The sequence below is a fragment of the Pseudomonas sp. FG98 genome (genome assembly GCF_057808595.1).
Window position 1 is genome coordinate 145,362 of sequence record NZ_JBMDIJ010000005.1, and the last position, 24,346, is coordinate 169,707.

The window sequence follows — 24,346 nt, forward strand, 5'->3', positions numbered from 1 at the left end:
AAAGCGTGGCATTTCCAGCCTATGCGCCATGGCGCTGACGATCAGCCATGGCGGCACGGCGTCTATTTAACAGCAAAGCCCGGGGCTACTCAAATCAGTGGGCCGCCCGGTGCGCGAGGCCTGCAGCACTGTGTCGCGGGGGTGAGGCTGCATGTGGGGAAAACTCTTGATACAGTGAGGCCCGCACTTGTTGAGTCGAAAATCAGAGGAAGGAATTTTTACATGGCAATCGATATCGGAATCAGCCAAGAAGATCGCAAGTCCATTGCCGACGGCCTCTCCCGCCTGCTTGCGGACACCTATGTGCTCTACCTGAAGACGCACAACTTCCATTGGAACGTGACCGGTCCCAGCTTCCGTACCCTGCACCTGATGTTCGAAGAGCAGTACAACGAGCTGGCGCTGGCAGTGGACTCCATCGCCGAGCGCATCCGTGCGCTGGGCTTCCCGGCGCCTGGCACCTATGCCGAATACTCCCGCCTGGCTTCCATCAAGGAAACCGAGGGTGTGCCGAGCTCGGACGACATGATCAAATTCCTGGTCGAAGGTCAGGAAGCCGTGGTGCGCACCGCGCGCAGCCTGTTCCCATTGACCGACAAGGTCAGCGACGAGCCGACCGCCGACCTGCTGACCCAGCGTATGCAGGTTCACGAGAAAACCGCGTGGATGCTGCGCGTTCTCCTGGAAAACAAATGATGCGGCGCTGATCCGCCAGGATCAGCTGCAAGGCCCGGCTTCCAGCCCAGGAAGCCGGGCCTTTTTGTGTCTGCAATGCAGGTAATGCAGCCTCTGGAAGGGTTTTCACGGGTTATTCGGTAGGTCTCGTTTTGCTGATCGTTCCTACACCAAGAGTGCAGGCGTCCGCTGGTGCCGAAAGACTCATCGGCGCTTCATGACGGGGCATGCGCAGCGGCTTTGGCTGCGTTCCTTCCCCTGTCCTGATGTGTGGTGTTGCCATGTCCCGATTCCTGAATCAGAGCCAGCGCAGGCCTGGCGAGCAGCGCAGCATCGAAGTTGACCCGTTCGAGTCGGATTTCAACATGCAGCTTGCCCAGCCGCTGTCGCGCTCGGTGCGCCTGAATGGCTTCGCTACCTGCCTGCGCCTGGAAAACATCTATTGGGCGGTACTGGAGCGGATTGCCCAGGCCAATGGTTGTACGGTCAATTCGGTGCTGTCCCATGTCGATCGTGAAGTGCATCTGCGTCACGGTGGTGTAAAGAACTTCAGTGGCCTGGTGCGCGTTATCTGCGTGGTCTTCCTGCTGAACTCGGCTGGCGAGGCAGGCGACGGGGAGGGCGGTCCCGCTTGTTGACCGTTCGCGACAGAGGCCTTGCCGTGGGCTGCACAGCCCCGGCTAACCATATATAATCCCGCCTTTTACTGTGCGGTGCGGTCCGCGCAGGGCTCACCGAGATACGCCTCATGCCTCTGTACGACTATCAATGCGGTTCCTGCAGCCACCAGATGGAAGTCCTCCAGAAAATCAGCGCCGCGCCGCTGACCGACTGCCCGGCCTGCCAGCAGCCCGAACTGAAGAAGGTCCTGTCCGCCCCGGGCTTTCGCCTGAGCGGCAAAGGCTGGTACGAAACCGATTTCAAGACCGGTGCGAAAAAGAATCTGGCTGGCAGCGGCGACTGAGTTGAACTGTACTGCCCGGGTCTTGCACTATTGACCCTTTGCGGCCGACAAGGCCGTTTACCGAATTCACGAATGACGAGAAGCGAAACCACCATCATGATGCGCAGCCACTATTGCGGCCAACTGAACGAGAGCCTGGACGGTCAGGAAATCACCCTTTGCGGCTGGGTCCATCGTCGTCGCGACCACGGCGGGGTGATCTTCCTCGACATCCGTGACCGCGAAGGCATGGCCCAGGTCGTGTTCGACCCGGATCGCGCGGACAGCTTCGCCGCCGCTGATCGTGTGCGCAGCGAGTACGTGGTGAAGATCACCGGTCGCGTGCGCCTGCGTCCTGCCGGCGCGGTCAACCCAAACATGGCCTCCGGTGCCATCGAAGTCCTGGGTTACGAGCTGGAAGTGCTCAACGAAGCCGAAACCCCGCCGTTCCCGCTGAACGAATACTCCGACGTCGGCGAGGAAACCCGCCTGCGCTATCGCTTCATCGACCTGCGTCGCCCGGAAATGGCCGACAAGCTGCGCCTGCGTTCGCGCATCACCTCGAGCATCCGTCGCTTCCTCGACGAAAACGGCTTCCTCGACGTCGAAACCCCGATCCTGACCCGTGCCACTCCGGAAGGTGCCCGCGACTACCTGGTGCCAAGCCGTACCCACGCGGGCAGCTTCTTCGCCCTGCCGCAGTCGCCGCAGCTGTTCAAGCAGTTGCTGATGGTCGCCGGCTTCGACCGCTACTACCAGATCGCCAAATGCTTCCGCGATGAAGACCTGCGTGCCGATCGCCAGCCGGAATTCACCCAGATCGACATCGAGACCAGTTTCCTCGATGAATCCGAGATCATGGGCCTGACCGAAAGCATGATCCGCAAGCTGTTCAAGGAAGTCCTGGACCTGGAATTCGGCGAATTCCCGCACATGACCTTCGAAGAAGCCCAGCGTCGCTATGGTTCGGACAAGCCGGACCTGCGTATCCCGCTGGAACTGGTCGACGTCGCCGACCAACTGAAGGATGTCGATTTCAAGGTCTTCGCCGGCCCGGCCAACGATCCGAAGTGCCGCGTCACCGCCCTGCGCCTGCCAGGCGGCGCGAGCATGCCGCGCAGCAAGATCGACGAGTACACCAAGTTCGTCGGCATCTACGGTGCCAAGGGCCTGGCCTACATCAAGGTCAACGAGCGCGCCAAGGGTGTCGAAGGCCTGCAGTCGCCGATCGTCAAGAACATCCCTGAAGGCAACCTGAACGTGATCCTCGATCGCGTTGGTGCCGTCGATGGCGACATCGTCTTCTTCGGTGCCGACAAGGCCAAGATCGTCAGCGAAGCCCTGGGCGCGCTGCGTATCAAGCTGGGTGCCGACTTCAACCTGTACACCTGCGAGTGGGCGCCGATGTGGGTCGTCGACTTCCCAATGTTCGAGGAAAACGAAGACGGCAGCTTCACCGCACTGCACCACCCGTTCACCGCGCCGAAGTGCACTCCGGAAGAGCTGGAGGCCAACCCGGCCACTGCCCTGTCCCGCGCTTACGACATGGTCCTGAACGGCACCGAGCTGGGTGGCGGTTCGATCCGTATCCACCGCAAGGAAATGCAACAGGCGGTATTCCGCCTGCTGGGTATCGAGGCGGCGGAACAGGAAGAGAAGTTCGGCTTCCTGCTCGACGCCCTGAAGTTCGGCGCTCCGCCACACGGTGGCCTGGCCTTCGGTCTGGATCGCCTGGTCATGCTGATGACCGGCGCCCAGTCGATCCGTGAAGTGATCGCCTTCCCGAAAACCCAGAGCGCCGCGTGCGTCATGACCCAGGCTCCTGGCCTGGTCGATGCCAAGGCCCTGCGCGAGCTGCACATCCGTCTGCGCGAACAGCAGAAAGCTGAGTAAGCGGACCTGAAAGACGCATCCTCCGGGATGCGTCTTTGCTTTAAGGCACCCGATTTAGTTGTGCTTTCCCGCATCGAGCCGGGAAGGCGCGTGATTTTGTTTCAAGGATTTTTGGAGTCAGTTATGGCGGGCCATTCCAAGTGGGCGAACATCAAGCACCGCAAAGAGCGCCAGGATGCCAAGAGAGGCAAGATCTTCACCAAGTGGATTCGTGAGCTGACCGTCGCCGCCAAGCAGGGTGGCGGTGACCCGGCGTCCAACCCGCGGCTGCGTCTGGCGCTGGACAAGGCGCTGGGGGCGAACATGAGCCGCGACATCATCGACCGTGCCGTCGCCCGCGGTGCCGGCACCGCCGAAGCGGACAACGTCGAGGAGCTGAGCTACGAAGGTTACGGCCCGGGCGGCGTGGCGATCATGGTCGAGGCCATGACCGACAACCGCAACCGTACCGCCGCAGCCGTGCGTCACGCCTTCAGCAAGTGCGGTGGCAACCTTGGTACCGACGGTTCGGTGGCCTATCTGTTCGAGCGCAAGGGACAGATCAGCTTCGCCGAAGGCGTCGACGAAGACGCACTGATGGAAGCGGCCATGGAAGCCGACGCCGATGACGTGGTCAGCAATGACGACGGCTCCTTCGACGTGTTCACCTCCTTCGCCAGCTTCTATGCCGTGCGCAGCGCCCTGGAGGCCGCAGGCTTCAAGGCCGCCGACGCGGAAATCGTCATGCAGCCGACCACCAGCGCAGAGCTGGACCTGGATGGCGCGCAGAAGGTGCTGAAGCTGATCGACATGCTGGAAGACCTGGACGACGTGCAAAACGTCTATTCCAATGCTGAAATTCCTGACGAGGTCATGGAAAAGCTCGGTTGAGATCTTTCCGCGTTATCCGAGGCCGGTCCCGTCTTCAGGCGGGACCGGCTTTTCTCTTTGCAACACGGCGCGCTAGCGCGCCCTTTGTCGCGCAGGCGTTATGACTCTGATTCTTGGTATCGACCCAGGCTCGCGGATTACCGGTTACGGTGTGGTTCGCCACAACGGGCGCGGTTGCGAGTACGTGGCGTCGGGATGCATTCGTACCGGCAGCGGCGAGCTGCATGAGCGCTTGCAGATCGTTTTTCGTGGTGTCAGCGAGATCATCAGCCAGTACGGCCCCGTGACCATGGGTATCGAGCGGGTCTTCATGGCCCGCAACGCCGACTCGGCGCTCAAGCTCGGCCAGGCCCGCGGTGCGGCCATTGTCGCGGCGGCCGAGGCGGGGCTGGAAATCGCCGAGTACACGGCCAGCCAGGTCAAGCAGGCGGTGGCCGGCAGTGGTGGGGCCAACAAGGAGGCGGTGCAGATGATGGTGATGCACCTGCTCAAGCTGACCCAGAAGCCGCAGATCGACGCCTCCGACGCCCTGGCCATCGCCCTCTGTCATGCCCATACCCGCTCCAGCCTGGTGCCTCACGGCCTGGGCGTCGCGCGTAGTCGCAACGGGCGCCTGCGTCTCTGATAGCATCGCTGCTTTATATAGATGTGCCGGCCAGTCTCCAGCCGGTGCTCATGAGAAAGGACCTGAACGTGATTGGACGTTTGCGCGGCAACCTGGCTGAAAAGCAGCCGCCGCACCTGATTATCGACGTCAATGGGCTCGGCTACGAGCTGGAAGTGCCCATGACCACGCTGTACCGGTTGCCGAAGGTCGGGGAGACGGTCACCTTGCACACCCATCTGGTGGTGCGCGAGGATGCCCACCTGCTCTACGGTTTCTATGAAAAGCGCGAGCGCGAGCTGTTTCGTGAGTTGATCCGGCTCAATGGCGTCGGCCCCAAGCTGGCGCTGGCGCTGATGTCCGGGCTGGATGTCGACGAACTGGTACGTTGCGTCCAGGCGCAGGACACCTCGGCACTGGTCAAGGTACCCGGGGTCGGCAAGAAGACTGCCGAGCGTCTGCTGGTCGAATTGAAGGATCGTTTCAAGGCCTGGGAAACCGTGCCGAGCATGTTCCAGCTGGTACCGAATGGTCCTTCGCCGTTGCCGACGGTGTCCACTGCCGAGGCCGATGCGGTCAGTGCCCTGATTTCCCTGGGCTACAAACCGCAGGAGGCCAGTCGCGCGGTGGCCGCCGTCGATGCCAAGGGCCTGAGCAGCGAAGAGCTGATCCGGCGCAGCCTGAAAGGGATGATTTAAGTGATCGAAGCCGACCGTTTGATAACCGCTACCGGGCGCGACCGGGAGGAAGTCCAGGATCGCGCCATCCGTCCTCTGCGCTTGGCCGAGTACATTGGCCAGCCTGTCGTGCGCGAACAGATGGCCCTGTTCATCCAGGCGGCTCGTGGTCGTGGCGAGTCCCTTGACCACACTCTGATCTTCGGCCCGCCGGGGCTGGGCAAGACCACCCTGGCCAATATCATCGCCCAGGAAATGGGCGTGTCGATCAAGAGCACCTCGGGCCCGATCCTGGAGCGTCCCGGTGACCTGGCGGCGCTGCTGACCAATCTCGAACCTCATGACGTGTTGTTCATCGACGAGATCCATCGGCTCTCGCCGGTGGTCGAGGAGGTGCTGTACCCGGCCATGGAAGACTTCCAGCTCGACATCATGATCGGCGAAGGGCCGGCTGCGCGTTCGATCAAGCTTGATCTGCCACCCTTCACCCTGGTTGGGGCTACCACCCGGGCCGGCATGCTGACCAACCCGTTGCGTGACCGCTTCGGTATCGTCCAGCGTCTGGAGTTCTACAGCAACGCGGATCTGGCCACCATCGTCAGTCGTTCCGCCGGGATTCTTGGCCTGCCCATCGAAGATGAGGGGGCCTTCGAGATCGCCCGGCGCGCGCGCGGTACGCCGCGGATCGCCAACCGCTTGCTGCGGCGGGTGCGGGATTACGCCGAAGTACGCGGCAAGGGCGAGATCACCAAGGCTGTGGCGGACATGGCGTTGAACCTGCTGGATGTCGATGAACGTGGCTTCGACCACCAGGACCGGCGTCTGCTGCTGACCATGATCGAGAAGTTCGATGGCGGTCCGGTCGGCGTCGACAGCCTGGCTGCGGCGATCAGCGAGGAGCGGCATACCATCGAGGATGTGCTGGAGCCGTATCTGATCCAGCAGGGCTACATCATGCGTACGCCCCGTGGTCGAGTGGTGACCCGGCATGCCTACCTGCATTTCGGTCTGAACATTCCCAAACAGATGAATGAAGCATCTGGTAGCGATTTTTCCGATTCAAGCGATGAGTGACAGATTTATCTTGCGCTTTTGTGGTCCTAATCGCGGACCAAAGTCGACAGCGCTGGCAATACGACATAATCCGCAAAAACAGTTGGTTGCGCGGATTGGCAAGCTGAGGAGTTAGCACTAGAGTATGCGCGCGCAAAATGGGGTCGAGCCGTTCGCACATCGCTGTCGCGTCTATTACGAGGACACCGATGCGGGTGGCGTGGTGTATTACGTCAATTATCTGAAATTCATGGAGCGCGCCCGTACCGAGCGGCTGCGTGACCTGGGCTTCGCCCAGTCGGCGCTGGCGCAGCAGAACACCTTATTCGTGGTCCACTCCAGCGAAGCGCGCTACCACGCGCCGGCCCGCCTGGACGACGAATTGCGGGTGACCGCACAAGTGCTTGAATTGAATCGTGCCAGCCTGCGTTTCGTGCAGCAGGTCTGGCGCGAAAGTGATGCAACGCTGCTCTGCGAGGGGCAGTTCCTGGTGGCCTGTGTGCGCGCCGATACTTTCAAACCCCGGGCTATTCCCCCCGAGCTGCGAGCGGCCTTCATAGAGGCGGGCAGCCCGGGCATTCATACAAACGCAGGAGATTAAGCGTGGAAGCTAACGTCGTCGACCATACCTCCATGTGGAGCCTGGTCAGCAATGCCAGCATCGTGGTGCAGCTGGTAATGCTGGCACTGGTTGCCGCATCGGTGACTTCGTGGATCATGATTTTTCAGCGCAGCACCATGCTGCGCGCCGGTCGTCGTGCCCTGGACAGCTTCGAAGAGCGTTTCTGGTCGGGTATCGACCTGTCCAAGCTGTATCGCCAGGCGGGCAGCAACCCGGATCCGGACTCCGGTGTCGAGCAGGTGTTCCGTGCCGGTTTCAAGGAGTTCTCCCGTCTGCGTCAGCAACCGGGCGTCGATCCTGATGCGGTGATGGAAGGCGTCGGTCGCGCCATGCGCGTGGCCATCTCCCGCGAAGAAGAGAAGCTCGAGCAAAGCCTGCCGTTCCTCGCCACCGTCGGCTCCACCAGCCCGTACATCGGCCTGTTCGGTACCGTCTGGGGGATCATGAACTCCTTCCGTGGCCTGGCCACCGCGCAACAGGCCACCCTGGCCACCGTTGCCCCGGGTATCGCCGAGGCCCTGATCGCCACCGCGATCGGTCTGTTCGCCGCGATTCCGGCGGTCATCGCCTACAACCGTTTCTCTGCCCGCAGTGAAGTGCTGATCGGCCGTTACTACACGTTCGCCGACGAGTTCCAGGCCATCCTGCACCGCAAAGTGCACACCAGCGAAGAGTGATCAGGTAGAAACCCATGGCCCGAGTTCGCCAGAAACGCAAGCCGGTCGCCGAGATGAACGTGGTGCCCTACATCGACGTGATGTTGGTACTGCTGGTCATCTTCATGGTAACCGCACCGATGCTCAACCAGGGCGTGAAGGTCGACCTGCCGAAGGTTTCCAGCGAGGCCTTGCCGCAGGACAACAACGTCCAGATCCTTACCATTTCGATCAAGGCCGACAAGACCTACTACTGGAATCTTGGCAGCGAGGTCGACACCGACAAGCAGATGGACAAGGCCATGACCTTGCCGCAAATGACCGACGCGGTGACCAAGATCATCGCCGCCGGGCGTGACCAGGGCAAACAGACCCAGGTCTTCATCCGTGGCGACAAGGCCGTCGACTACGGCGCGGTCATGGGCGCCATGGGCGGGTTGCAGAAGGCTGGTGTCGGAAACGTTGGCCTGATTACCGAGGCGCCCTGATGCAACAGCGAGAGCCATCCGCCTCGGAAAGCTACTTCTGGCCCAGTGTCTGGGCCATTGCGCTGCACGTGCTGGTGTTCGGCATGCTGTTCGTCAGCTTTGCCTTCACACCTGAACTGCCGCCGGCCAAGCCCATTGTCCAGGCAACCCTGTACCAGCTGAAATCCAAGAGTCAGGCCACCACCCAGACCAATCAGAAGATTGCCGGGGAAGCGAAGAAGACCGCTTCGCGCCAGACCGAAGAAGAGCAGATGGAGCAGAAGAAGGTCGAGCAGCAGAAGCAGGAAGCCGTGAAGGCTGCGGAACAAAAGAAAGAAGAGGCTGCTCAAAAGGCCGAAGAAGCACGTGAGGCTGCGGAAGCGAAGAAAGCCGAGCAGGCCAAGGCTGCGGAAGAAGCCAAGAAAGCCGAAGCGGCGAAGAAAGCCGAAGAAGCGAAAAAGGCTGAAGAGAAGCAGCTCGCCGATATCGCCAAGAAGAAGGCCGAGGAGGAAGCCAAGAAAAAGGCTGAGGAAGAGGCCAAGAAGCAGGCGGCTGAAGAGGCGAAGAAACAAGCGGCCGAGGACGCCAAGAAGAAGGCTGCCGAGGACGCGAAGAAAAAAGCTGCCGCCGCCGAAGAGGCGAAGAAAAAGGCAGCTGAAGAAGCGAAGAAGAAAGCAGCAGCCGACGCAGCCAAGAAAAAGGCCACCGAAGCAGCACGCAAGGCGGCGGAAGACAAGAAGGCACAGGCCCTGGCCGAGCTGTTGTCCGACACCACCGAGCGCCAGCAGGCATTGGCGGACGAGCAGGGCGACCAGGTCGCCGGCGACTTCGACGACCTGATTCGTGCCCGTGCGGCCGAAGGCTGGGCGCGACCACCTTCAGCGCGCAAGAACATGACAGTGGTCCTGCAGATCAACATGTTGCCCGATGGCACCATCACCAACGTCAGCGTGGCACGCTCCAGTGGTGACGGTCCGTTCGACAGCTCCGCCGTGGCGGCAGTCAAGAACATCGGCCGGCTGATCGAAATGCAGGGTTTGAAACCGAGCGAATTCAATCCGTATCGTTCATTCAAGATGACATTCACACCTGAGGACCTAGCCTTGTGATTAACCTTCTTAGAGGACTGCTGGTCGTTCTCTGCTGTGCAGCAGGGATGGCCAACGCAGAAGAAAAGAACATCCTGGTGACCAGCGGCAGCGACCGGGCCACCCCGATCGCCGTGGTGCCGTTCGGTCTGCAGGGCGGTAGCGTCCTGCCCGAGGACATGGCCGATATCATCGGCAATGACCTGCGCAACTCGGGCTACTACTCGCCGATTCCGCGCCAGAACATGATCAGCCAGCCGAGCCAGGCCAGCGAAGTGATCTTCCGTGACTGGAAGGCGCTGGGTGCCCAGTACGTGATGGTCGGCAGCATCGTGCCATCCGGCGGTCGCCTGCAGGTGCAGTACGCACTCTTCAACGTCGCCACCGAGCAGCAGGTGCTGACCGGCAGCGTCTCGGGCAGCGTCGACCAGTTGCGCGACATGTCCCACTACATTGCCGACCAGTCGTTCGAGAAGCTCACCGGCATCAAGGGCGCGTTCTCCACCCGCATGCTCTACGTGACGGCCGAACGTTTCTCCGCCAACAGCACTCGTTACACTTTGCAACGTTCCGACTATGACGGTGCTCGTGCAGTGACCCTGCTGCAATCCCGCGAGCCTATCCTGTCGCCACGCTTCGCTCCGGACGGCAAGCGCATTGCCTACGTGTCCTTCGAGCAGCGTCGCCCGCGTATCTTCGTCCAGCACATCGATACTGGTCGCCGTGAGCAGATCACCAACTTCGAAGGCCTCAACGGTGCTCCAGCCTGGTCGCCGGATGGCAATCGCCTGGCGTTCGTGCTGTCGCGCGATGGCAACCCGGAGATCTACGTGATGGACATGGGCTCGCGCCAGATGACCCGCGTGACCAACAGCCCGGCCATCGATACCGAGCCGTTCTTCGGCAAGGACGGTTCGACCCTGTACTTCACCTCGGACCGTGGCGGCAAGCCGCAGATCTACAAGACCAGCATCGGCAGCGGCGGCGCCGAGCGCGTGACTTTCGTCGGCAACTACAACGCCAACCCGAAACTGTCCGCGGATGAAAAGACCCTGGTGATGATTCACCGCCAGGAAGGTTTCACCAACTTCAAAGTGGCTGCACAAGATCTGCAACGTGGCAGTGTAAAGATTCTCTCCGATACCAACCTCGATGAGTCTCCCACTGTTGCGCCAAACGGCACCATGCTAATCTACGCCACCCGCCAGCAGGGCCGGGGAGTCTTGATGCTCGTCTCTCTCAACGGACGCGTGAGGCTCCCGCTTCCTACCGCTCAAGGCGAAGTCAGAGAACCGTCCTGGTCCCCTTACCTGAACTGATGCGGCGATACACGTTTTACTTAACACACTGGGGTTCATTAGGAGTTTCACGATGGAAATGCTGAAGTTTGGTAAGTTTGCTGCGCTGGCTCTGGCCATGGCTGTAGCTGTAGGTTGCTCCTCGAAAGGCGGTGACAACGCTGGCGAAGGCGCTGTTGATCCAAACGCTGGCTACGGCGCAAACACCGGTGCCGTTGACGGCAGCCTGAGCGAAGAAGCTGCTCTGCGCGCAATCACCACCTTCTACTTCGAATACGACAGCTCGGACCTGAAGCCAGAAGCCATGCGCGCTCTGGACGTTCACGCCAAGGACCTGAAAGGCAACGGCGCTCGCGTCGTTCTGGAAGGCAACACCGACGAGCGCGGTACTCGCGAATACAACATGGCTCTGGGCGAGCGTCGTGCCAAGGCCGTTCAGCGCTACCTGGTGCTGCAAGGCGTTTCCCCAGCTCAGCTGGAACTGGTTTCCTACGGCGAAGAGCGTCCAGTTGCCACCGGCAACGACGAGCAGTCCTGGGCTCAGAACCGTCGCGTCGAACTGCGTAAGTAATTCGATATGCGAACGTGCCGTCGTGCTGTAACCGTCCTGGCTCTCGCCCTGCCTCTCATGGCAGCGGCCGAGGTTCCTGTTGTCGATGACAATGCTGGTGGATATAACGGCGCAAGCAGTTATCCGCCGGCAGGTTACGGTACGAACGGCGCCTACGCCGGGGGAGGGGTTTCGACCCCTGCCTCGGCGCAGGGCCAGCTTTTCATGCAGTTGCAACAGATGCAGGAACAGATCGATCGGCAGCAGAACACCATCGAGATCCTGCAGAACGAAGTATCGCGCCTGAAACAGGAAGGCCTGGAGCGTTACCAGGACCTGGATCGGCGAATCTCCAGCGGCGCTGCCCCTGCACCGTCCGCAACTCCCGAGAATTCCGCTGACGGTGGCGCCCTCGCGCCTGCCGCCGGCAATACCGCAGCACCGGCCAATCAGCCAGCTGCGAGTGCAGAACCGGGCGATCCGGCGAAGGAAAAGCTGTACTACGACGCAGCTTTCGACCTGATCAAGGCCAAGGATTTCGACAAGGCCGCCCAGGCGTTCAACGCATTCCTGCGCAAGTACCCGAACAGCCAGTACGCCGGCAACGCCCAGTACTGGCTGGGTGAAGTGAACCTGGCCAAAGGCGACCTGCAAGGTGCCGGCCAGGCCTTCGCCAAGGTCAGCCAGCTGTATCCGAAGCACAACAAGGTGCCGGATTCGCTGTACAAGCTGGCTGATGTGGAGCGCCGTCTCGGTCATACCGACCGGGTCAAGGGCATCCTCCAGCAAGTGGTGACCCAGTACCCAGGCACTTCGGCCGCCCAGCTCGCCCAGCGCGATCTGCAGAAGCTCTGAATTGCACCGTTTGAAAGAAACCCGCGCTTGTCGCGGGTTTTTTCGTTAGAATCTGCGCCCTTTTATTGAAACGCTGCTGCGAATAACGCTATGTCGAGTTCGCGGCGGTGCCTGACGGAGGCGGACAGCCTGTTCAGCTGTCCTGCCCGTGGCGACTATGCAAGACACATTACGCATCACCGAAGTCTTTTACTCTTTGCAGGGTGAAACGCGCACCGCTGGGCTGCCCACGGTTTTCGTGCGTCTCACCGGCTGCCCTCTGCGCTGCCAGTACTGCGACAGCGCCTACGCCTTCAGTGGCGGCACCGTCCGTACCCTCGACTCGATCCTCGAACAGGTTGCCAGCTACCGCCCGCGCTACGTGTGCGTTACCGGTGGCGAGCCGCTGGCCCAGCCGAATGCAATCCCCTTGCTGAAACAGCTCTGTGATGCTGGCTACGAGGTGTCCCTGGAGACCAGTGGCTCGATCGATATCTCGGCCGTCGACCAGCGCGTCAGTCGCGTGGTGGACCTGAAAACCCCGGGTTCCGCCGAGGTCCATCGCAACCGCTACGAAAACATCGAGCTGCTGACGCCGAACGACCAGGTCAAGTTTGTCCTGTGCTCGCGCGAGGACTACGACTGGGCGGTGTCCAAGCTGATCCAGTACGGTCTCGACAAGCGCGCAGGCGAAGTGCTGTTTTCGCCGAGCCACCACCAATTGAGCGCCACCGATCTGGCTGACTGGATCGTCGCCGACAACCTGCCGGTTCGTTTGCAGATGCAGTTGCACAAGCTGCTCTGGAATGACGAACCGGGACGCTGAGAGGAGCTTCTGCAATGACTGAGAAACGCGCGGTAATTCTGCTGTCCGGCGGCCTGGACTCGGCCACCGTAGTCGCCATGGCCAAGGCCGAGGGCTACCAGTGCTACACCATGAGCTTCGATTACGGCCAGCGTCATCGTGCCGAACTCGATGCTGCCGCTCGGGTCGCTCGTGATCTGGGTGTGGTGGAGCACAAGGTCATCGGCCTGAATCTCAACGGCATCGGCGGTTCGGCCCTGACCGACAGCAGTATCGACGTACCTGAAGCGCCCAGCGAGGGCATTCCGGTGACCTACGTGCCGGCACGCAACACCGTGTTCCTGTCGCTGGCGCTGGGCTGGGCAGAAGTACTGGAGGCGCGGGATATCTTTATCGGCGTGAACGCGGTCGACTATTCCGGCTACCCGGATTGCCGTCCGGAGTTCGTCGAGGCCTTCGAGCGCATGGCCAACCTGGCGACCAAGGCCGGTGTGGAGGGGCAGGGCTTCCGTATCCAGGCACCGTTGCAGAACCTCAGCAAGGCGCAGATCGTCCAGGCCGGCATGGCCCGGGGCGTGGACTACAGCCTCACCGTTTCCTGCTACCAGGCCGACGATGATGGCCGCGCCTGCGGCAAATGTGACAGCTGCCGCCTGCGTGCCGAAGGCTTCGCTGCGGCCGGTGTTCAGGACCCGACGCGATATTTTTGAGTTTTTTTGCGATGGGGTGTTGATTTCCTGTTAGAAAACAGTAATATACGCGCCATCCAACGGGTCGTTAGCTCAGTTGGTAGAGCAGTTGGCTTTTAACCAATTGGTCGTAGGTTCGAATCCTACACGACCCACCATACGTAGTACGAAGAAGCCCGCCACCTTTCGAGGTCGGCGGGCTTTTTCGTTTCCGGCTTTCCGCAAGTGCCACAGGCCGGGCCGTGAGGCCCGACCTGTCGGGTCCTTAGAACTTCGCCCGCAGCGCCACGTTGAAGTTGCGCGGCTCGCCATAGAAGTTCCAGTAGTTGTCGTTGCCGACGGTCTGGATGTATTTCCGGTCGAAGACGTTGTCCAGGTTGTATTGCAGTTCCAGGTGCTCGTCGAGCTCGTAGATTGCGTGCAGGTTGGTGACGGCATAGCCGCCCTGGCGGATCTTGTAGCCTTCATCGCGGTTGCTGATTTCGCTCTGCACATTGACGCTGCCGCCCACCCGCGCCTTGTTCAGTACACCCGGCAGGCGGTAGTCGGTGGTGACCTTGAGCAGATGGCGCGGCGCATTCGAGGCAAACGCCTCACCTTTCTGGCTGCCGCCGATGTATTTGGACTGCGTGTAGGTGTAACCCGCCGACAGGTTCCACTCCGGCGTCAGTTCGCCGTTGAGTTCCAATTCGATGCCACGGTTGCGCACCTTGTCGGACGCTTCGTAGCAGTCGCAGGGAATCAGGTACTCCGCGCGTCCGCTCTGGTCGGCCTGGAACAGCGCCACGCTGGCGTTCAGGCGTTGCTCAAGAAACTCGCCCTTGAGTCCCAGTTCGTAGTTGCTGCCGGTCATGGGTTCGAGGATGGAGCCGTTGATATCGCGGTTGCTCTGCGGCTTGAAGATCTCGGTGTAGCTGGCATAGGCGCTCAGGTTGTCGCCCAGCTCCTGCACCAGGCCGGCATAGGGAGTGATTTCCTGGTTTTTCGCATACTCGCTGTGGCGTGGCGTACCGGTGGTGTTGGTCATGTTCTCGGTCTTGAACCAGCTCAGGCGGCTGCCAAGAATGAACTTCGTACTGTCGGTCAGGCTGAAGCGTGCGGCGCTATACAGGCCGGATTGTTGCTGGGTGATGTTGTATTTCCATTGGTTCGAATTGAGCGCGGTCGGCTTTGGTGGGTTGAAGCCTGACAGGTCGTTCATATCCAGTTGGTAGTTGTAGGTCGCGTCGCGGCCGCCGTGGTAGTCGAAGTCGTCCTGGCGGATATTGGCGCCCAGCACCAGTTCATGCCGCCGGCCGAACAACTGGAACGGGCCGGTCGCATAGCCGTCGAGACTGGTCTGCGTGTCATCGTAGAAAAAGTGCCGGGGATTGAGGCTGAAGCGATCACCGCTGACCCGCCAGGTGTAGTTGCCGAGAAATTCCGATTTGGCCCAGATCTGGTTGGCCGCCACCACCAGTTTCCAGTCGTTGTCGAAGCTGTGCTGGATATCGGCGAAGACCGTGGTGTTGCGCTTGTCGAGCTTGTTCCACTTGCCGGTGAGATTGGTAGAGCGTGACAGTGGATAGAACGAGCCGTCTTCGCGTGTAGGCAGGGCGGACCAGTCATACCCGGAGTTGCGATCCTTCTGCCAGGAGAAACCGAGGGTGGCCAGGGTGTTCGGCGTCAGGTCCATCTCGACGATGCCGTAGAACAGCTGGTTTTCCTTCTTCACGTTATCCATGTAGCTGTTGGCGTCGTTGTAGCTGACCACGGTGCGGCCGCGCAGCGTACCTTCCGGATTGAGTGCCGAGGACAGGTCCAGCATCGCCCGGTAATCGTCCCAGGAGCCCACGGAGGTCTCGACCAGCGCCTGTGGCTCTGCCGTCGGGCGCTTGCGTACCAGGTTGATCGCCGCCGATGGCGTTCCGGCGCCTTCGGTGAGGCCGGTGGCACCGCGCACCACTTCGACACGGTCGTAGATGTCGGTGGCCGGCTTGGAGATCGCATCCATCGAGTAAGCGTTGCTGATGTTGGTCGGCACGCCGTCGATCTGCAGGCTTTCCACCAGTTGCCCGCGGGCCTGGTACATGGAGCGCTCGCCGCCGTTCTTCATCACCACGATGCCGGTGGTGTTCTCCAGCACATCATCGAGGTCCTTCATGTTCTGGTCGTCCATGCGCTGGCGAGTGACCACGGTGACCGATTGTGGAGTTTCCCGCAGGCTCATGCCGAGGCGGGTGGCGGTGCTGCTCGGGCCCGACGGGGTGTAACGCTTGCTGCCTTCGCTCACACCGCTGCCGACCAGGCTGCCATTGATCGCGGTGGCGCCCAGTTGCAGCGTGCCATCTTGTGGCGCGGGCTTTTCCAGCATGACGCTGCCCTGGCCGGTGCTGTGCCAGATCAGTCCGCTGCCTTGCAGCAGGCGTTGCAGGGCGGCTTCCGGTTCCTGGTTGCCCTGTACCGCCGGGCTGCGCAGGCCCTGCACCAGCTCACCGTTGTAGATGACTTGCAGGCCGCTTTGCTCGGCCAGTTGATTGAGTGCGCCGGCCAGCGATTGGGCTGGAATATCGAAGGCGACCGGTTGCGCCCAGGCCATGACCGGCAGCAGCCCCATCAGCAGCGTGGCGCGGCGAAGGGCGAGGACGATGGGGCGGTGAGCGGTGGACAGTGGGTACATCTGGTTCTCCCTGGCAAATGCAAGCAATTATCTTTTTCGCGAGGGAAGACGGGTGAGGTGCACGAACCCGTAAAAATAATTGCGTTCAGCGTGCGCGCAGGACCAGCAGGTAATCGGTGTAGCGCTGGATCCTCAGGGGAAATGCCTGCTCCAGCGTAGCCAGGGCGTCGTCCAGGCGATCGAGACGGAAGGTGCCGCTGACCTTGAGCGTGCGCAGGCTGTCATCACCAATCAGCAGATAGCCGGGGCGGTAGCGTTGCAGCTCGGCGAGCACATCCGCCAGCGGAGCCATTTCGAACACCAGGCGACCGTGTTGCCAGGCCAGGGCCTTGCCGGTGTCGATCTTGTGCTTGTCCTGGAATCTCCCTGCCAGCCAGTCGACCTGTTCCCCGGCGCCGAGGGTGAGTGTGTCGCGCTCCGCGTTCACGGCGACCCGGCCCCGGGCAACGGTGACTTGCACGCCATCGCCCTGCTTGCGCACCGCGTAGACGGTGCCAAGGGCGGTGGCGCTCAGGTCGCCGGCCTGGACCTGGAACGGCCGCTGCGGATCATGGGCTACCTCGAACAGCGCCTCGCCCTTGCGCAAAGTGATCGCCCGGCGGTTGTCGTGGAGGCTGACATCCACCGCAGAGTCCGAGTCCAGCAGGATATGGGAACCATCGGCCAGTTCGATGCGCTGCTGCTCGCCGTGGGCGGTGCGGTAGTCCGCATCCCAGGCCTGTTGTCGGACCAGTCCGAGACCTAGGGCGATGAGCAGCACGGCCGCGGCTGCGGCAGTGGCTGTCGATGGCCATGCCTGGCGCCGACGGACCGGCGGAGCCTGCAGATGCCCACTCAACTGCCACAGACGCCGGGCCTCGACGAAGGCTTGCTGGTGCGCAGGGCTTTCCGCACACCAGGCGCGGGCAGCAGCGATATCGGCGGGGTCGACATCTCCGGACGTAAGAAGCACGACCCAGTGCTGGGCCGTGGCGTGAAGGTCGGTGGAATCGGGCTTGGCGTCAGGCATGGCGGTCAACGCTGAAGGCTGCGGCGTAAAAAGTCCAGCGCACTGGCGAGATGTTTCTCCACCGAACTGAGCGACATGCCCAGTTCGCGTGCCACTTCCTTGTGCGGGATGCCCTGCAGTCGGCACTTGAGAAAAATGCTCTGTTCCGGTTCGCCCATGCGTTGCAGTGTGGCATTGAGCACTTCCAGCTCCTGGCTGGCGGCAACGCTGTCGATCAGTTCGGGGCTTTCACCGGTCACTTCGTAGAGGTAGGCCAGGCCTTCATCATGGCGTTCGCGGGAGATGCGGCTGCGCAGATGGTCGATGGCCAGGTTGCGGCCGATGCGGAAGATGAAGGCGCGCAGGTTGGCCACCGGCGTGCTCGGTCGCTGGCGCAGCATCCGCAGCCAGGTTTCCTGGGTCAGGTCGGCGGCGGTTTCGGTACTTTGCAGTTGTCGATAGAGGAACACTCGCAGCTCACGGGAGTGGGCCTTGAATGCCCGCTCCAGTTCTTCCGTGCTCATGCTCGACATGGCGGCCATATCCCGGGAGGGCGAGGGCGCCGACTTTAACGAGAATGATTTTCAGATGCAAGGCGATGATGGCGCCTTGTCACTGATAGACCGAAACCTGGTTGCGCCCGCCCTTCTTCGACGCATACAGCGCCTGGTCGGCCCAGGCGATCAGGTCGGCATGGCTATCCGAAGGCTTGCCGAGATCGGCGACACCCAGGCTGATGGTGAAGCGGATGCTGTGTCCGTCATGCCGGACTTCCATGGCTTCCACCGCCTTGCGCAGGCGTTCGGCGAAGACCGCCGCGCCTTGGGCGTCGGTATCCGACATCACCACGCCAAACTCCTCGCCGCCGTAGCGTCCGGCCACGTCACTGTCGCGCACATACTGGCGCAGCGTTGCCGCGACCTGTTCGATGACCTTGTCGCCGGCCTGGTGGCCGTAGGTGTCGTTGATGCGCTTGAAGTGATCGATATCGAACATCACCAGGGCGGTGTCGCTGCCATGCCGCTGATGACGGGCGTAGGCGGTCTTCAGTGCATCTTCCCAATGACCGCGGTTGTACAGCCCGGTCAGGCGGTCGGTGCTGGAGAGCTTCTGCAATTGAGCGTTGGCCGACTGCAGCATGTGCCGGTTGGTGGCGACATCGGTCACGTCGTAGATCACCAGGCAGAAGTGGCTGATGCTGCTGTCAGTGGAGCGCAGCGGAAACAGCGTGGTGTTCTGGTACATGAAGTCTTCCTGCCCGGTAATCGGCTGGTAGTTCTTGAACCGCACCAGATAGGGGCGTTGCTCCCATACCGTGAACGCTGCCGTACCCAGGGTGCCCACGCTGTCGAGCTTGCGCCGGAACCAGTCCTCGTTGACTTCGGGAAACAGCGTGAAGAACGAATGGCTGATGGCGTCCTTGGGCGGCACGCCCGAACGGTTCTCCATGAAGGTGTTCCAGACCTGTACGCAGTAGTCGCGATCGAGCACCACCACGCCGACGTCGATGCTCTGCACGATCGCCAGCAGCCAGTGGAATTCGGTCAGATCAAGAGGTTTGTTCATGGCTCAGTTCATCAGGTACGCGAGTTTATGGGTCAGTCGTTCGATGGAGTCCTCGGTGAACAGCAGCAACAGATCGAAGCTGATGTCATGACCTTCCAGTCGATAGCTGATTTCCACGGCGAGGGTCTTCTTCCAGCGGCGCTGGTTGACCCGGATGAGTTCCTCGATGTTCGCGTGTTGCCCGAGGATCTGCGGGTGGCACTGGGAAAACACCACGTCGACCTGTTCGGCGATGCTGCTCAGGCAGGCGCCGATGAGGATGCTCGACAGGTCCAGGAGCATTTCCAGGTCGGAGGAGTGACTGCTCTGGTGCTTCATCAGCCGCGCCATGTCGGCGATTTCCGAGTCGTGGAACATCAACAGCGCCTCGCCGGCGATACCGCCGCCGATAAAACCCTGGCACACCGCAGTGAGTTGCTTGCAGCGCCCGGCATCGGCCAGGGCCATGTGCAATTCGCCGACTTCAAGGACATTGACGTTCGGTACCGGCAACTGCACGAACACCCCGAGCACCTTGGCGATCAGCGCTGCAGCGCGGCCCATGGCGACGTTGACGGTTTCCCGGAACACCTCGTTGAAGCTGACATGGGCGCTGGTTTGCGGACGATGGCTGTGCGCCGCCTGTCCCGCCAGTTGCAGCAGGCCCAGGCGATCGAGGGTCTCGCGCAACTGCTCCTGCTCGAAAGGCTTCTTCAGGAAGGCGAGGGCGCCCAGTTCCTGCACGCGACGCAGGGCTTCCTGCTGCACGTCCCCGGAAATGACGATGACGTTGGCCGCCAGGCCTTCGTCGCGCAGTGCATGCAGCACCTGATAGCCGTCCATCTCCGGCATGTTCAGGTCGAGCACGACTACCTGGCCCAGGCCTTTGCGCACGGCATCCATGCATTGATGGCCGTTGGCGGCCTCGGTGATCGACACCGGCCAATCGTTTGGCAAGGCCCTCAGGACCTGCTTGCGGGCAACGGTGGAGTCGTCACAGACGGTTAGGGTAGTTACTGACACAAGTCACGGCTCGTTAGCTTGAGTTGCAGGATGATTCCATTATGCCATAGGCGCACAAAAGCTACGCTTAATAACTAAGGGAATCACTGAGCGAGCAAACGGATCCAATCCGGTATTCCCTGATAGTCCCCTCAGGTTTGGCCTGAATCCGTGCCAATGCACAATGGCATGCACAGTTCATACTCATTTCGCGATTTTTTGATGAAATCCGCAAAATTTTCCGTGGGCCGAGCGACATTTTTCCTTGGACGGCCCAACGGCACGCAGTCATCGGGAAATCCCCTAGTCGCCACAGTCCTTCAACGCCGGGAGATGAAACGTTTCGTCAATTTGTCGGAACGAGACCTTTGCTGCTGTCAGAGCGACATCAAGCAGTGGTATGTTGCCGGGCAGAATGAAGTCGAAATAAGTGGATTGATCATGCCTAAAGCGTCCCACCAAGAACTGCGCCGTGCGTTTCGTAAACTCCTTGCTTCCCCTCGCTGTTACCACACCGCCTCGGTGTTCGATCCGATGTCCGCGCGTATCGCCGCCGACCTCGGTTTCGAGGTGGGTATCCTCGGAGGCTCGGTGGCGTCGCTACAGGTACTTGCAGCACCGGATTTTGCCCTGATCACCCTGAGCGAGTTCGCCGAACAGGCCACCCGCATCGGTCGTGTCGCCCAACTGCCGTTCATTGCCGATGCCGACCATGGCTACGGCAATGCCCTGAACGTGATGCGCACGGTGATCGAACTGGAGCGCGCCGGGGTGTCTGCCCTAACCATCGAAGACACCCTGCTGCCCGCCCAGTTCGGGCGCAAGTCCACCGACCTGATCAGCATCGCCGAAGGCGTCGGCAAGGTTCGCGCCGCCCTGGAAGCCCGGGTCGACCCGGAGCTGGTGATCATTGCCCGGACCAATGCCGCAGCCATTCCTACCGAGGAAGTCATTGCCCGCGCCGTGGCTTATCAGAATGCCGGTGCCGATGGCGTGTGCATGGTCGGCGTGCGCGACTTCGAGCATCTGGAAGAAATCGCCCGTCACCTGACCGTGCCGCTGATGCTGGTCACCTACGGCAATCCGCAACTGCACGATGACGTGCGTCTGGCCGAACTGGGCGTGCGTATCGCCGTTGATGGTCATGGCGCCTACTTCGCCGCGATCAAGGCCACCTACGATTGCCTGCGCGAGCAGCGCCGGATCACCAGTTCCGCCTCGGACCTGAGCGCGACGGAGCTGACCCATACCTACACCCAGCCCAATGACTACATCGTCTGGGCCCGTGAGTTCATGGACGTCAACGAGTAAGGCGTTTCCTTACCCCTGCATTGCCGACGCGCCCAAGCGCGTTCCGGCATCGGGGCGGCCGATGCTGTAATAGGCCAGTCCCGCCTCGGCCATTTGCGCCGGCTCGAACAGATTGCGACCATCGAACACTGCGCCATCGAGCAGGCGCTGGCTGACCAGCTCGCTGTCCAGCACCCTGAAGTCCTGCCATTCGGTGACGATCACCAGGGCATGGGCGCCCGCCAGTGTGTCTTCCTTCCTGTCCATCAATTGCAGGTCGTCGCGTTCGCCGAACAGACGGCGTGCTTCGGCGCGGGCCTGGGGATCGAATGCCTGGACCTTCGCCCCGGCCTGCCACAACGAGCGCAGCAACACCAGGCTCGACGCTTCGCGCATGTCATCGGTATTGGGCTTGAACGCCAGGCCCCAGAGGGCGAAGGTCTTGCCCGCCAGGTCGCCGTCGTAGTGGTCGAGGATCTTTTCGAACAGGCGATGCTTCTGCCGTTGGTTGACCGCGTCCACCGCCTGGAGCAGGCGTGGCTGGTAGTCGTGTTGCTCGGCAATGCGCTGCAGGGCTGAGAGATCCTTGGGGAAGCATGAGCCGCCGAAGCCGCAGCCGGCATAGATGAAGTCATAGCCGATGCGCGGGTCGGAGCCGATGCCGCGGCGTACCGCCTCGATATCCGCACCGGTGTGTTCGGCCAGGTTGGCCATTTCGTTCATGAACGAGATCTTGGTCGCCAGCATGCAGTTGGCCGCGTACTTGGCCAGTTCGGCGCTGCGCGCGTCCATGCTGATGAATTTGTCGTGGTTGCGGCTGAAGGGCGCGAACAGCTCGCGCAGTGTGGCCAGGCTCGACGGGCTGGCGCCGCCGATCAGGATGCGGTCGGGGCGCATGCAGTCGAGCACCGCCGAGCCTTCCTTGAGGAACTCCGGGTTGCTCACCACGTCCAGGCGGCTGGCGTTGCTGGCATCGTGCCGGGCCAGGCGGGCCTTGATCGCATCGACGGTACCCACTGGCGAGGTGGACTTGTTGACCACGATCTTCTCGCCCTTGGCGTGGCGAGCGATGCTGTCGGTCACGGCGAAGACCTGGCTGAGGTCGGCGCTACCGTCCGCCAGCGAAGGGGTGCCAACGGCGATGAAAATCACTGCTGCCGCATCGATGGCCTTGGCGGCATCGATGGTGAACATCAGGCGCGTGCTGGCCAGGCCGTTTTTCAGCAGCAGCGGCAGGCCGGGCTCGAAGATCGGGCACTGGCCCTGGGACAGGTTCGCCACGCGATGGGCGTCGACATCGACGCAACACACCGAATGACCGACCTCGGCCAGGCAAGCGGCGAGGGTCAGGCCAACGTAACCGGTACCGAACACTGCAACTTTCATAGGGTGCTCCCTTTTCAGCTGGATGCCGTTCCTTCCGCCGCGCAGGGCGGGGCGATGGGCAGAACATGGCAGCGTCGGATGACAGTTGTATGAGTGTCCGATAGGCGTTCGGGCGTGGCTCCTTCAGTTCCGAGGTTGCGCATCGCCCCGGGTCTCGGAAACAGGCTACAAAATCCGTCAACTTTTCCCCTGTGTTACAGCGCAGATGGCTGGTCGTTTTGCCTGAAGTCACGCTGCTAACCTCGCGCTCCGAAATGCCCGGTACGCAAGGTCCGGGTGGTGTTTCATCCTTCTGGACCACTCCATGAAAAAGAAATTGATTGCCCTTGGCGGCGTATTCGCGCTCGGCGTTGCAGCCTGTACTTCGATCGCCTGGTATACCGGAACCCTGTTGCCCGGGCGTGTGGATGACCTGCTGGTACATGCCAACGAGCAATTGCGCGTAGCTCTGGGGCATAACGGCGACGCCAGGATCGAGTTGCTGTCGCTTGATGCGCGAACCTTTGGCAGTGATGCCCGGTATCGGGTGACCTATACGGCGGCAGGCAAGGAACCGGTGCAATTGGAGTTCGCTGATCGCATCGAGTACGGGCCTTTGCCGTGGTCGAGAGTCAAGCGCTTGAACTTGTTACCGGTCATGGCGGCGAGCAATATCTCGCTGGTTGAAACCGAAGCATCTGTCGCCTGGCTTGCCGCCATGAAAATCGAGGGCGCTTTGCAAGCCCAGGTCAGTGTGGGTTACGACGGATCGATAAGCAGCAGCGTCGAATTGGAGTCGTTCGGGTTGGAGGAGGGTGGACTATCCGTCTCCTTCAGTGGGGTGAGACTGTATCTGGACTCGACCAAGGAGGAGGAAACCGCGCGTATCTTCGGCGTATTGGATCTGATCAGGGCTCACAAGAAGGAAACAGGCGTCACTTTCGATCTGAAGGGCATCACGGTGAACGCCCTGTTGGGGGCCGGTGCCGATGGCCTGCGGACAGGCTGGGTAGAGACGAGTGCCAGCGGTGCCGAGGCCAGGATGGCTGGTCGGGTAATGTCACTTGGCAGGGTGACGCAAGAGGATACCTACCAGGTTGCGGAGGACGGCTATTCGGTACGGCAGGTGTTTAGTGCTTCGGATGTCAGGGCCGCAGGCAGTTCGATCGGCAGTGCCCGATTGGCGTGGCGTGCAGAGGGTCTGGATCCGCTTGCGTGGAAGGATTTCTTGCAACGGCCGATCGGAGATGACTTCGATGCTGTTGTATTGCGCCTGCTGGAGAGCAATCCGAGAGTGGCGCTTGAGGAGTTGTCTCTGAAATCTCTACGGGGTGAAGCTCGGGCTGACCTGGTTGCCCAATTGCAATCCCCGGGTGTCGAGAAGATTTCATACGATGACCTGATTGGACAGGCGGTTGAATCGGTACAGGCCAATTTCAAGGTTTCCAAAGCGCTCATCGATCATCTGGGGCACTACTTCGAAACGCCCCGCATGCAGGTTATGGCCTGGCATGGCCAACGCACGACCCTATGGGAAGAGCTTTCGGCGGCTGCCCGAAGCAACCCTTTCCTGGCGGTGACCGATGATGGGGTGCTTATGAACCTGCGACTCGCTAAACCGGATGATGTCGAGCTTAATGGCAAAAAGTTGACCATGAACGAGTTTGCCGAAATGTTCGGGCAAGGCTCGGACCAGTAGGTTGCTGCGCGAATTGCACTGAATCCAGCGCCACTAACTGCTACTCTCGCCCCCCTGAAGGCCCGGCCCCCTGT

25 protein-coding genes and 1 tRNA gene are annotated in these 24,346 nt (G+C 61.3%); 20 read left to right on the top strand and 6 right to left on the bottom strand.

Features of this window, described 5'->3' with window-relative positions; translation table 11 throughout:
- Positions 1-222 precede the first annotated feature (222 nt).
- From ACODSK_RS05695 to ACODSK_RS05780, 18 genes are all read left to right on the top strand, one after another.
- On the top strand, positions 223-696 hold the full coding sequence (locus tag ACODSK_RS05695) for a Dps family protein (RefSeq protein WP_489014503.1): 474 nt from the start codon (positions 223-225) through the stop codon (positions 694-696).
- A gap of 260 nt (positions 697-956) precedes the next feature.
- Positions 957-1,313: a ribbon-helix-helix domain-containing protein gene (locus ACODSK_RS05700; protein ID WP_489014504.1), complete on the top strand. Its 357-nt coding sequence runs from the start codon at positions 957-959 to the stop codon at positions 1,311-1,313.
- Positions 1,314-1,423: 110 nt separating this feature from the next.
- Positions 1,424-1,639 (top strand): FmdB family zinc ribbon protein, encoded by a 216-nt coding sequence (locus ACODSK_RS05705; protein ID WP_330076403.1) that lies wholly within the window; start codon positions 1,424-1,426, stop codon positions 1,637-1,639.
- A gap of 96 nt (positions 1,640-1,735) precedes the next feature.
- Positions 1,736-3,511, top strand: a complete 1,776-nt coding sequence (gene aspS, locus ACODSK_RS05710) for an aspartate--tRNA ligase (protein WP_489014636.1) — start codon at positions 1,736-1,738, stop codon at positions 3,509-3,511.
- A 123-nt stretch (positions 3,512-3,634) separates the two neighbouring features.
- Positions 3,635-4,381: a YebC/PmpR family DNA-binding transcriptional regulator gene (locus tag ACODSK_RS05715; RefSeq protein ID WP_489014505.1), complete on the top strand. Its 747-nt coding sequence runs from the start codon at positions 3,635-3,637 to the stop codon at positions 4,379-4,381.
- A 100-nt stretch (positions 4,382-4,481) separates the two neighbouring features.
- Positions 4,482-5,006, top strand: coding sequence for a crossover junction endodeoxyribonuclease RuvC (ruvC, locus tag ACODSK_RS05720; RefSeq protein WP_489014507.1), 525 nt, complete (start codon positions 4,482-4,484; stop codon positions 5,004-5,006).
- A 68-nt stretch (positions 5,007-5,074) separates the two neighbouring features.
- Positions 5,075-5,683 (top strand): Holliday junction branch migration protein RuvA, encoded by a 609-nt coding sequence (gene ruvA, locus ACODSK_RS05725; RefSeq protein ID WP_489014509.1) that lies wholly within the window; start codon positions 5,075-5,077, stop codon positions 5,681-5,683.
- Positions 5,684-6,736, top strand: coding sequence for a Holliday junction branch migration DNA helicase RuvB (gene ruvB, locus ACODSK_RS05730; RefSeq protein ID WP_489014511.1), 1,053 nt, complete (start codon positions 5,684-5,686; stop codon positions 6,734-6,736).
- A 124-nt stretch (positions 6,737-6,860) separates the two neighbouring features.
- Positions 6,861-7,316 carry a tol-pal system-associated acyl-CoA thioesterase gene (gene ybgC, locus ACODSK_RS05735; RefSeq protein ID WP_489014513.1) on the top strand — a complete coding sequence of 152 codons (456 nt, stop codon included), beginning with the start codon at positions 6,861-6,863 and terminating at the stop codon, positions 7,314-7,316.
- A gap of 2 nt (positions 7,317-7,318) precedes the next feature.
- Positions 7,319-8,014 (top strand): protein TolQ, encoded by a 696-nt coding sequence (gene tolQ / locus ACODSK_RS05740; RefSeq protein WP_316920789.1) that lies wholly within the window; start codon positions 7,319-7,321, stop codon positions 8,012-8,014.
- A 14-nt stretch (positions 8,015-8,028) separates the two neighbouring features.
- Entirely contained in the window at positions 8,029-8,481 is a 453-nt protein-coding gene (gene tolR, locus ACODSK_RS05745) for a protein TolR (RefSeq protein WP_489014515.1), read from the top strand.
- On the top strand, positions 8,481-9,569 hold the full coding sequence (gene tolA, locus ACODSK_RS05750) for a cell envelope integrity protein TolA (protein ID WP_489014517.1): 1,089 nt from the start codon (positions 8,481-8,483) through the stop codon (positions 9,567-9,569). The genes tolR and tolA overlap by 1 nt, the downstream gene beginning before the upstream one ends.
- Positions 9,570-9,616: 47 nt before the next feature.
- Positions 9,617-10,867, top strand: coding sequence for a Tol-Pal system beta propeller repeat protein TolB (tolB, locus tag ACODSK_RS05755; RefSeq protein ID WP_489014518.1), 1,251 nt, complete (start codon positions 9,617-9,619; stop codon positions 10,865-10,867).
- Between the two features lie 52 nt (positions 10,868-10,919).
- Positions 10,920-11,417 carry a peptidoglycan-associated lipoprotein Pal gene (pal, locus tag ACODSK_RS05760; RefSeq protein WP_042121796.1) on the top strand — a complete coding sequence of 166 codons (498 nt, stop codon included), beginning with the start codon at positions 10,920-10,922 and terminating at the stop codon, positions 11,415-11,417.
- Between the two features lie 6 nt (positions 11,418-11,423).
- Entirely contained in the window at positions 11,424-12,251 is an 828-nt protein-coding gene (gene ybgF, locus ACODSK_RS05765; protein WP_489014519.1) for a tol-pal system protein YbgF, read from the top strand.
- 157 nt (positions 12,252-12,408) lie between these two features.
- Positions 12,409-13,056 carry a 7-carboxy-7-deazaguanine synthase QueE gene (queE, locus tag ACODSK_RS05770; protein WP_489014520.1) on the top strand — a complete coding sequence of 216 codons (648 nt, stop codon included), beginning with the start codon at positions 12,409-12,411 and terminating at the stop codon, positions 13,054-13,056.
- 14 nt (positions 13,057-13,070) lie between these two features.
- On the top strand, positions 13,071-13,745 hold the full coding sequence (gene queC, locus ACODSK_RS05775) for a 7-cyano-7-deazaguanine synthase QueC (protein WP_489014521.1): 675 nt from the start codon (positions 13,071-13,073) through the stop codon (positions 13,743-13,745).
- A 61-nt stretch (positions 13,746-13,806) separates the two neighbouring features.
- Positions 13,807-13,882: transfer RNA gene (locus ACODSK_RS05780), tRNA-Lys, on the top strand.
- A gap of 107 nt (positions 13,883-13,989) precedes the next feature.
- Here ACODSK_RS05780 and ACODSK_RS05785 read toward each other — a convergent pair.
- From ACODSK_RS05785 to ACODSK_RS05805, 5 genes are all read right to left on the bottom strand, one after another.
- Positions 13,990-16,383 carry a TonB-dependent siderophore receptor gene (locus ACODSK_RS05785; protein ID WP_489014522.1) on the bottom strand — a complete coding sequence of 798 codons (2,394 nt, stop codon included), beginning with the start codon at positions 16,381-16,383 and terminating at the stop codon, positions 13,990-13,992.
- A gap of 85 nt (positions 16,384-16,468) precedes the next feature.
- A complete protein-coding gene (locus ACODSK_RS05790) occupies positions 16,469-17,392 on the bottom strand; it encodes a FecR family protein (RefSeq protein WP_489014524.1) in 924 nt (307 codons plus the stop codon).
- 5 nt (positions 17,393-17,397) lie between these two features.
- On the bottom strand, positions 17,398-17,904 hold the full coding sequence (locus tag ACODSK_RS05795; RefSeq protein ID WP_489014525.1) for an RNA polymerase sigma factor: 507 nt from the start codon (positions 17,902-17,904) through the stop codon (positions 17,398-17,400).
- A gap of 79 nt (positions 17,905-17,983) precedes the next feature.
- A complete protein-coding gene (locus ACODSK_RS05800) occupies positions 17,984-18,937 on the bottom strand; it encodes a GGDEF domain-containing protein (protein WP_489014527.1) in 954 nt (317 codons plus the stop codon).
- A 3-nt stretch (positions 18,938-18,940) separates the two neighbouring features.
- Complete coding sequence (locus ACODSK_RS05805) at positions 18,941-19,939, bottom strand: response regulator (RefSeq protein ID WP_489014528.1); 999 nt, start codon at positions 19,937-19,939, stop codon at positions 18,941-18,943.
- A 420-nt stretch (positions 19,940-20,359) separates the two neighbouring features.
- On the opposite strand from ACODSK_RS05805, the gene ACODSK_RS05810 reads away from it, so the two are divergent.
- Complete coding sequence (locus tag ACODSK_RS05810; protein ID WP_489014530.1) at positions 20,360-21,229, top strand: isocitrate lyase/PEP mutase family protein; 870 nt, start codon at positions 20,360-20,362, stop codon at positions 21,227-21,229.
- 9 nt (positions 21,230-21,238) lie between these two features.
- On the opposite strand, the gene ACODSK_RS05815 is transcribed toward ACODSK_RS05810, so the two are convergent.
- Positions 21,239-22,594, bottom strand: a complete 1,356-nt coding sequence (locus tag ACODSK_RS05815; protein ID WP_489014532.1) for a UDP-glucose dehydrogenase family protein — start codon at positions 22,592-22,594, stop codon at positions 21,239-21,241.
- Between the two features lie 304 nt (positions 22,595-22,898).
- Here ACODSK_RS05815 and ACODSK_RS05820 point away from each other — a divergent pair, with 304 nt between their 5' ends.
- The gene (locus ACODSK_RS05820) at positions 22,899-24,272 is read left to right on the top strand and encodes a YdgA family protein (RefSeq protein WP_489014534.1); all 1,374 of its coding nucleotides are present in this window, start codon (positions 22,899-22,901) and stop codon (positions 24,270-24,272) included.
- Positions 24,273-24,346: the final 74 nt, after the last annotated feature.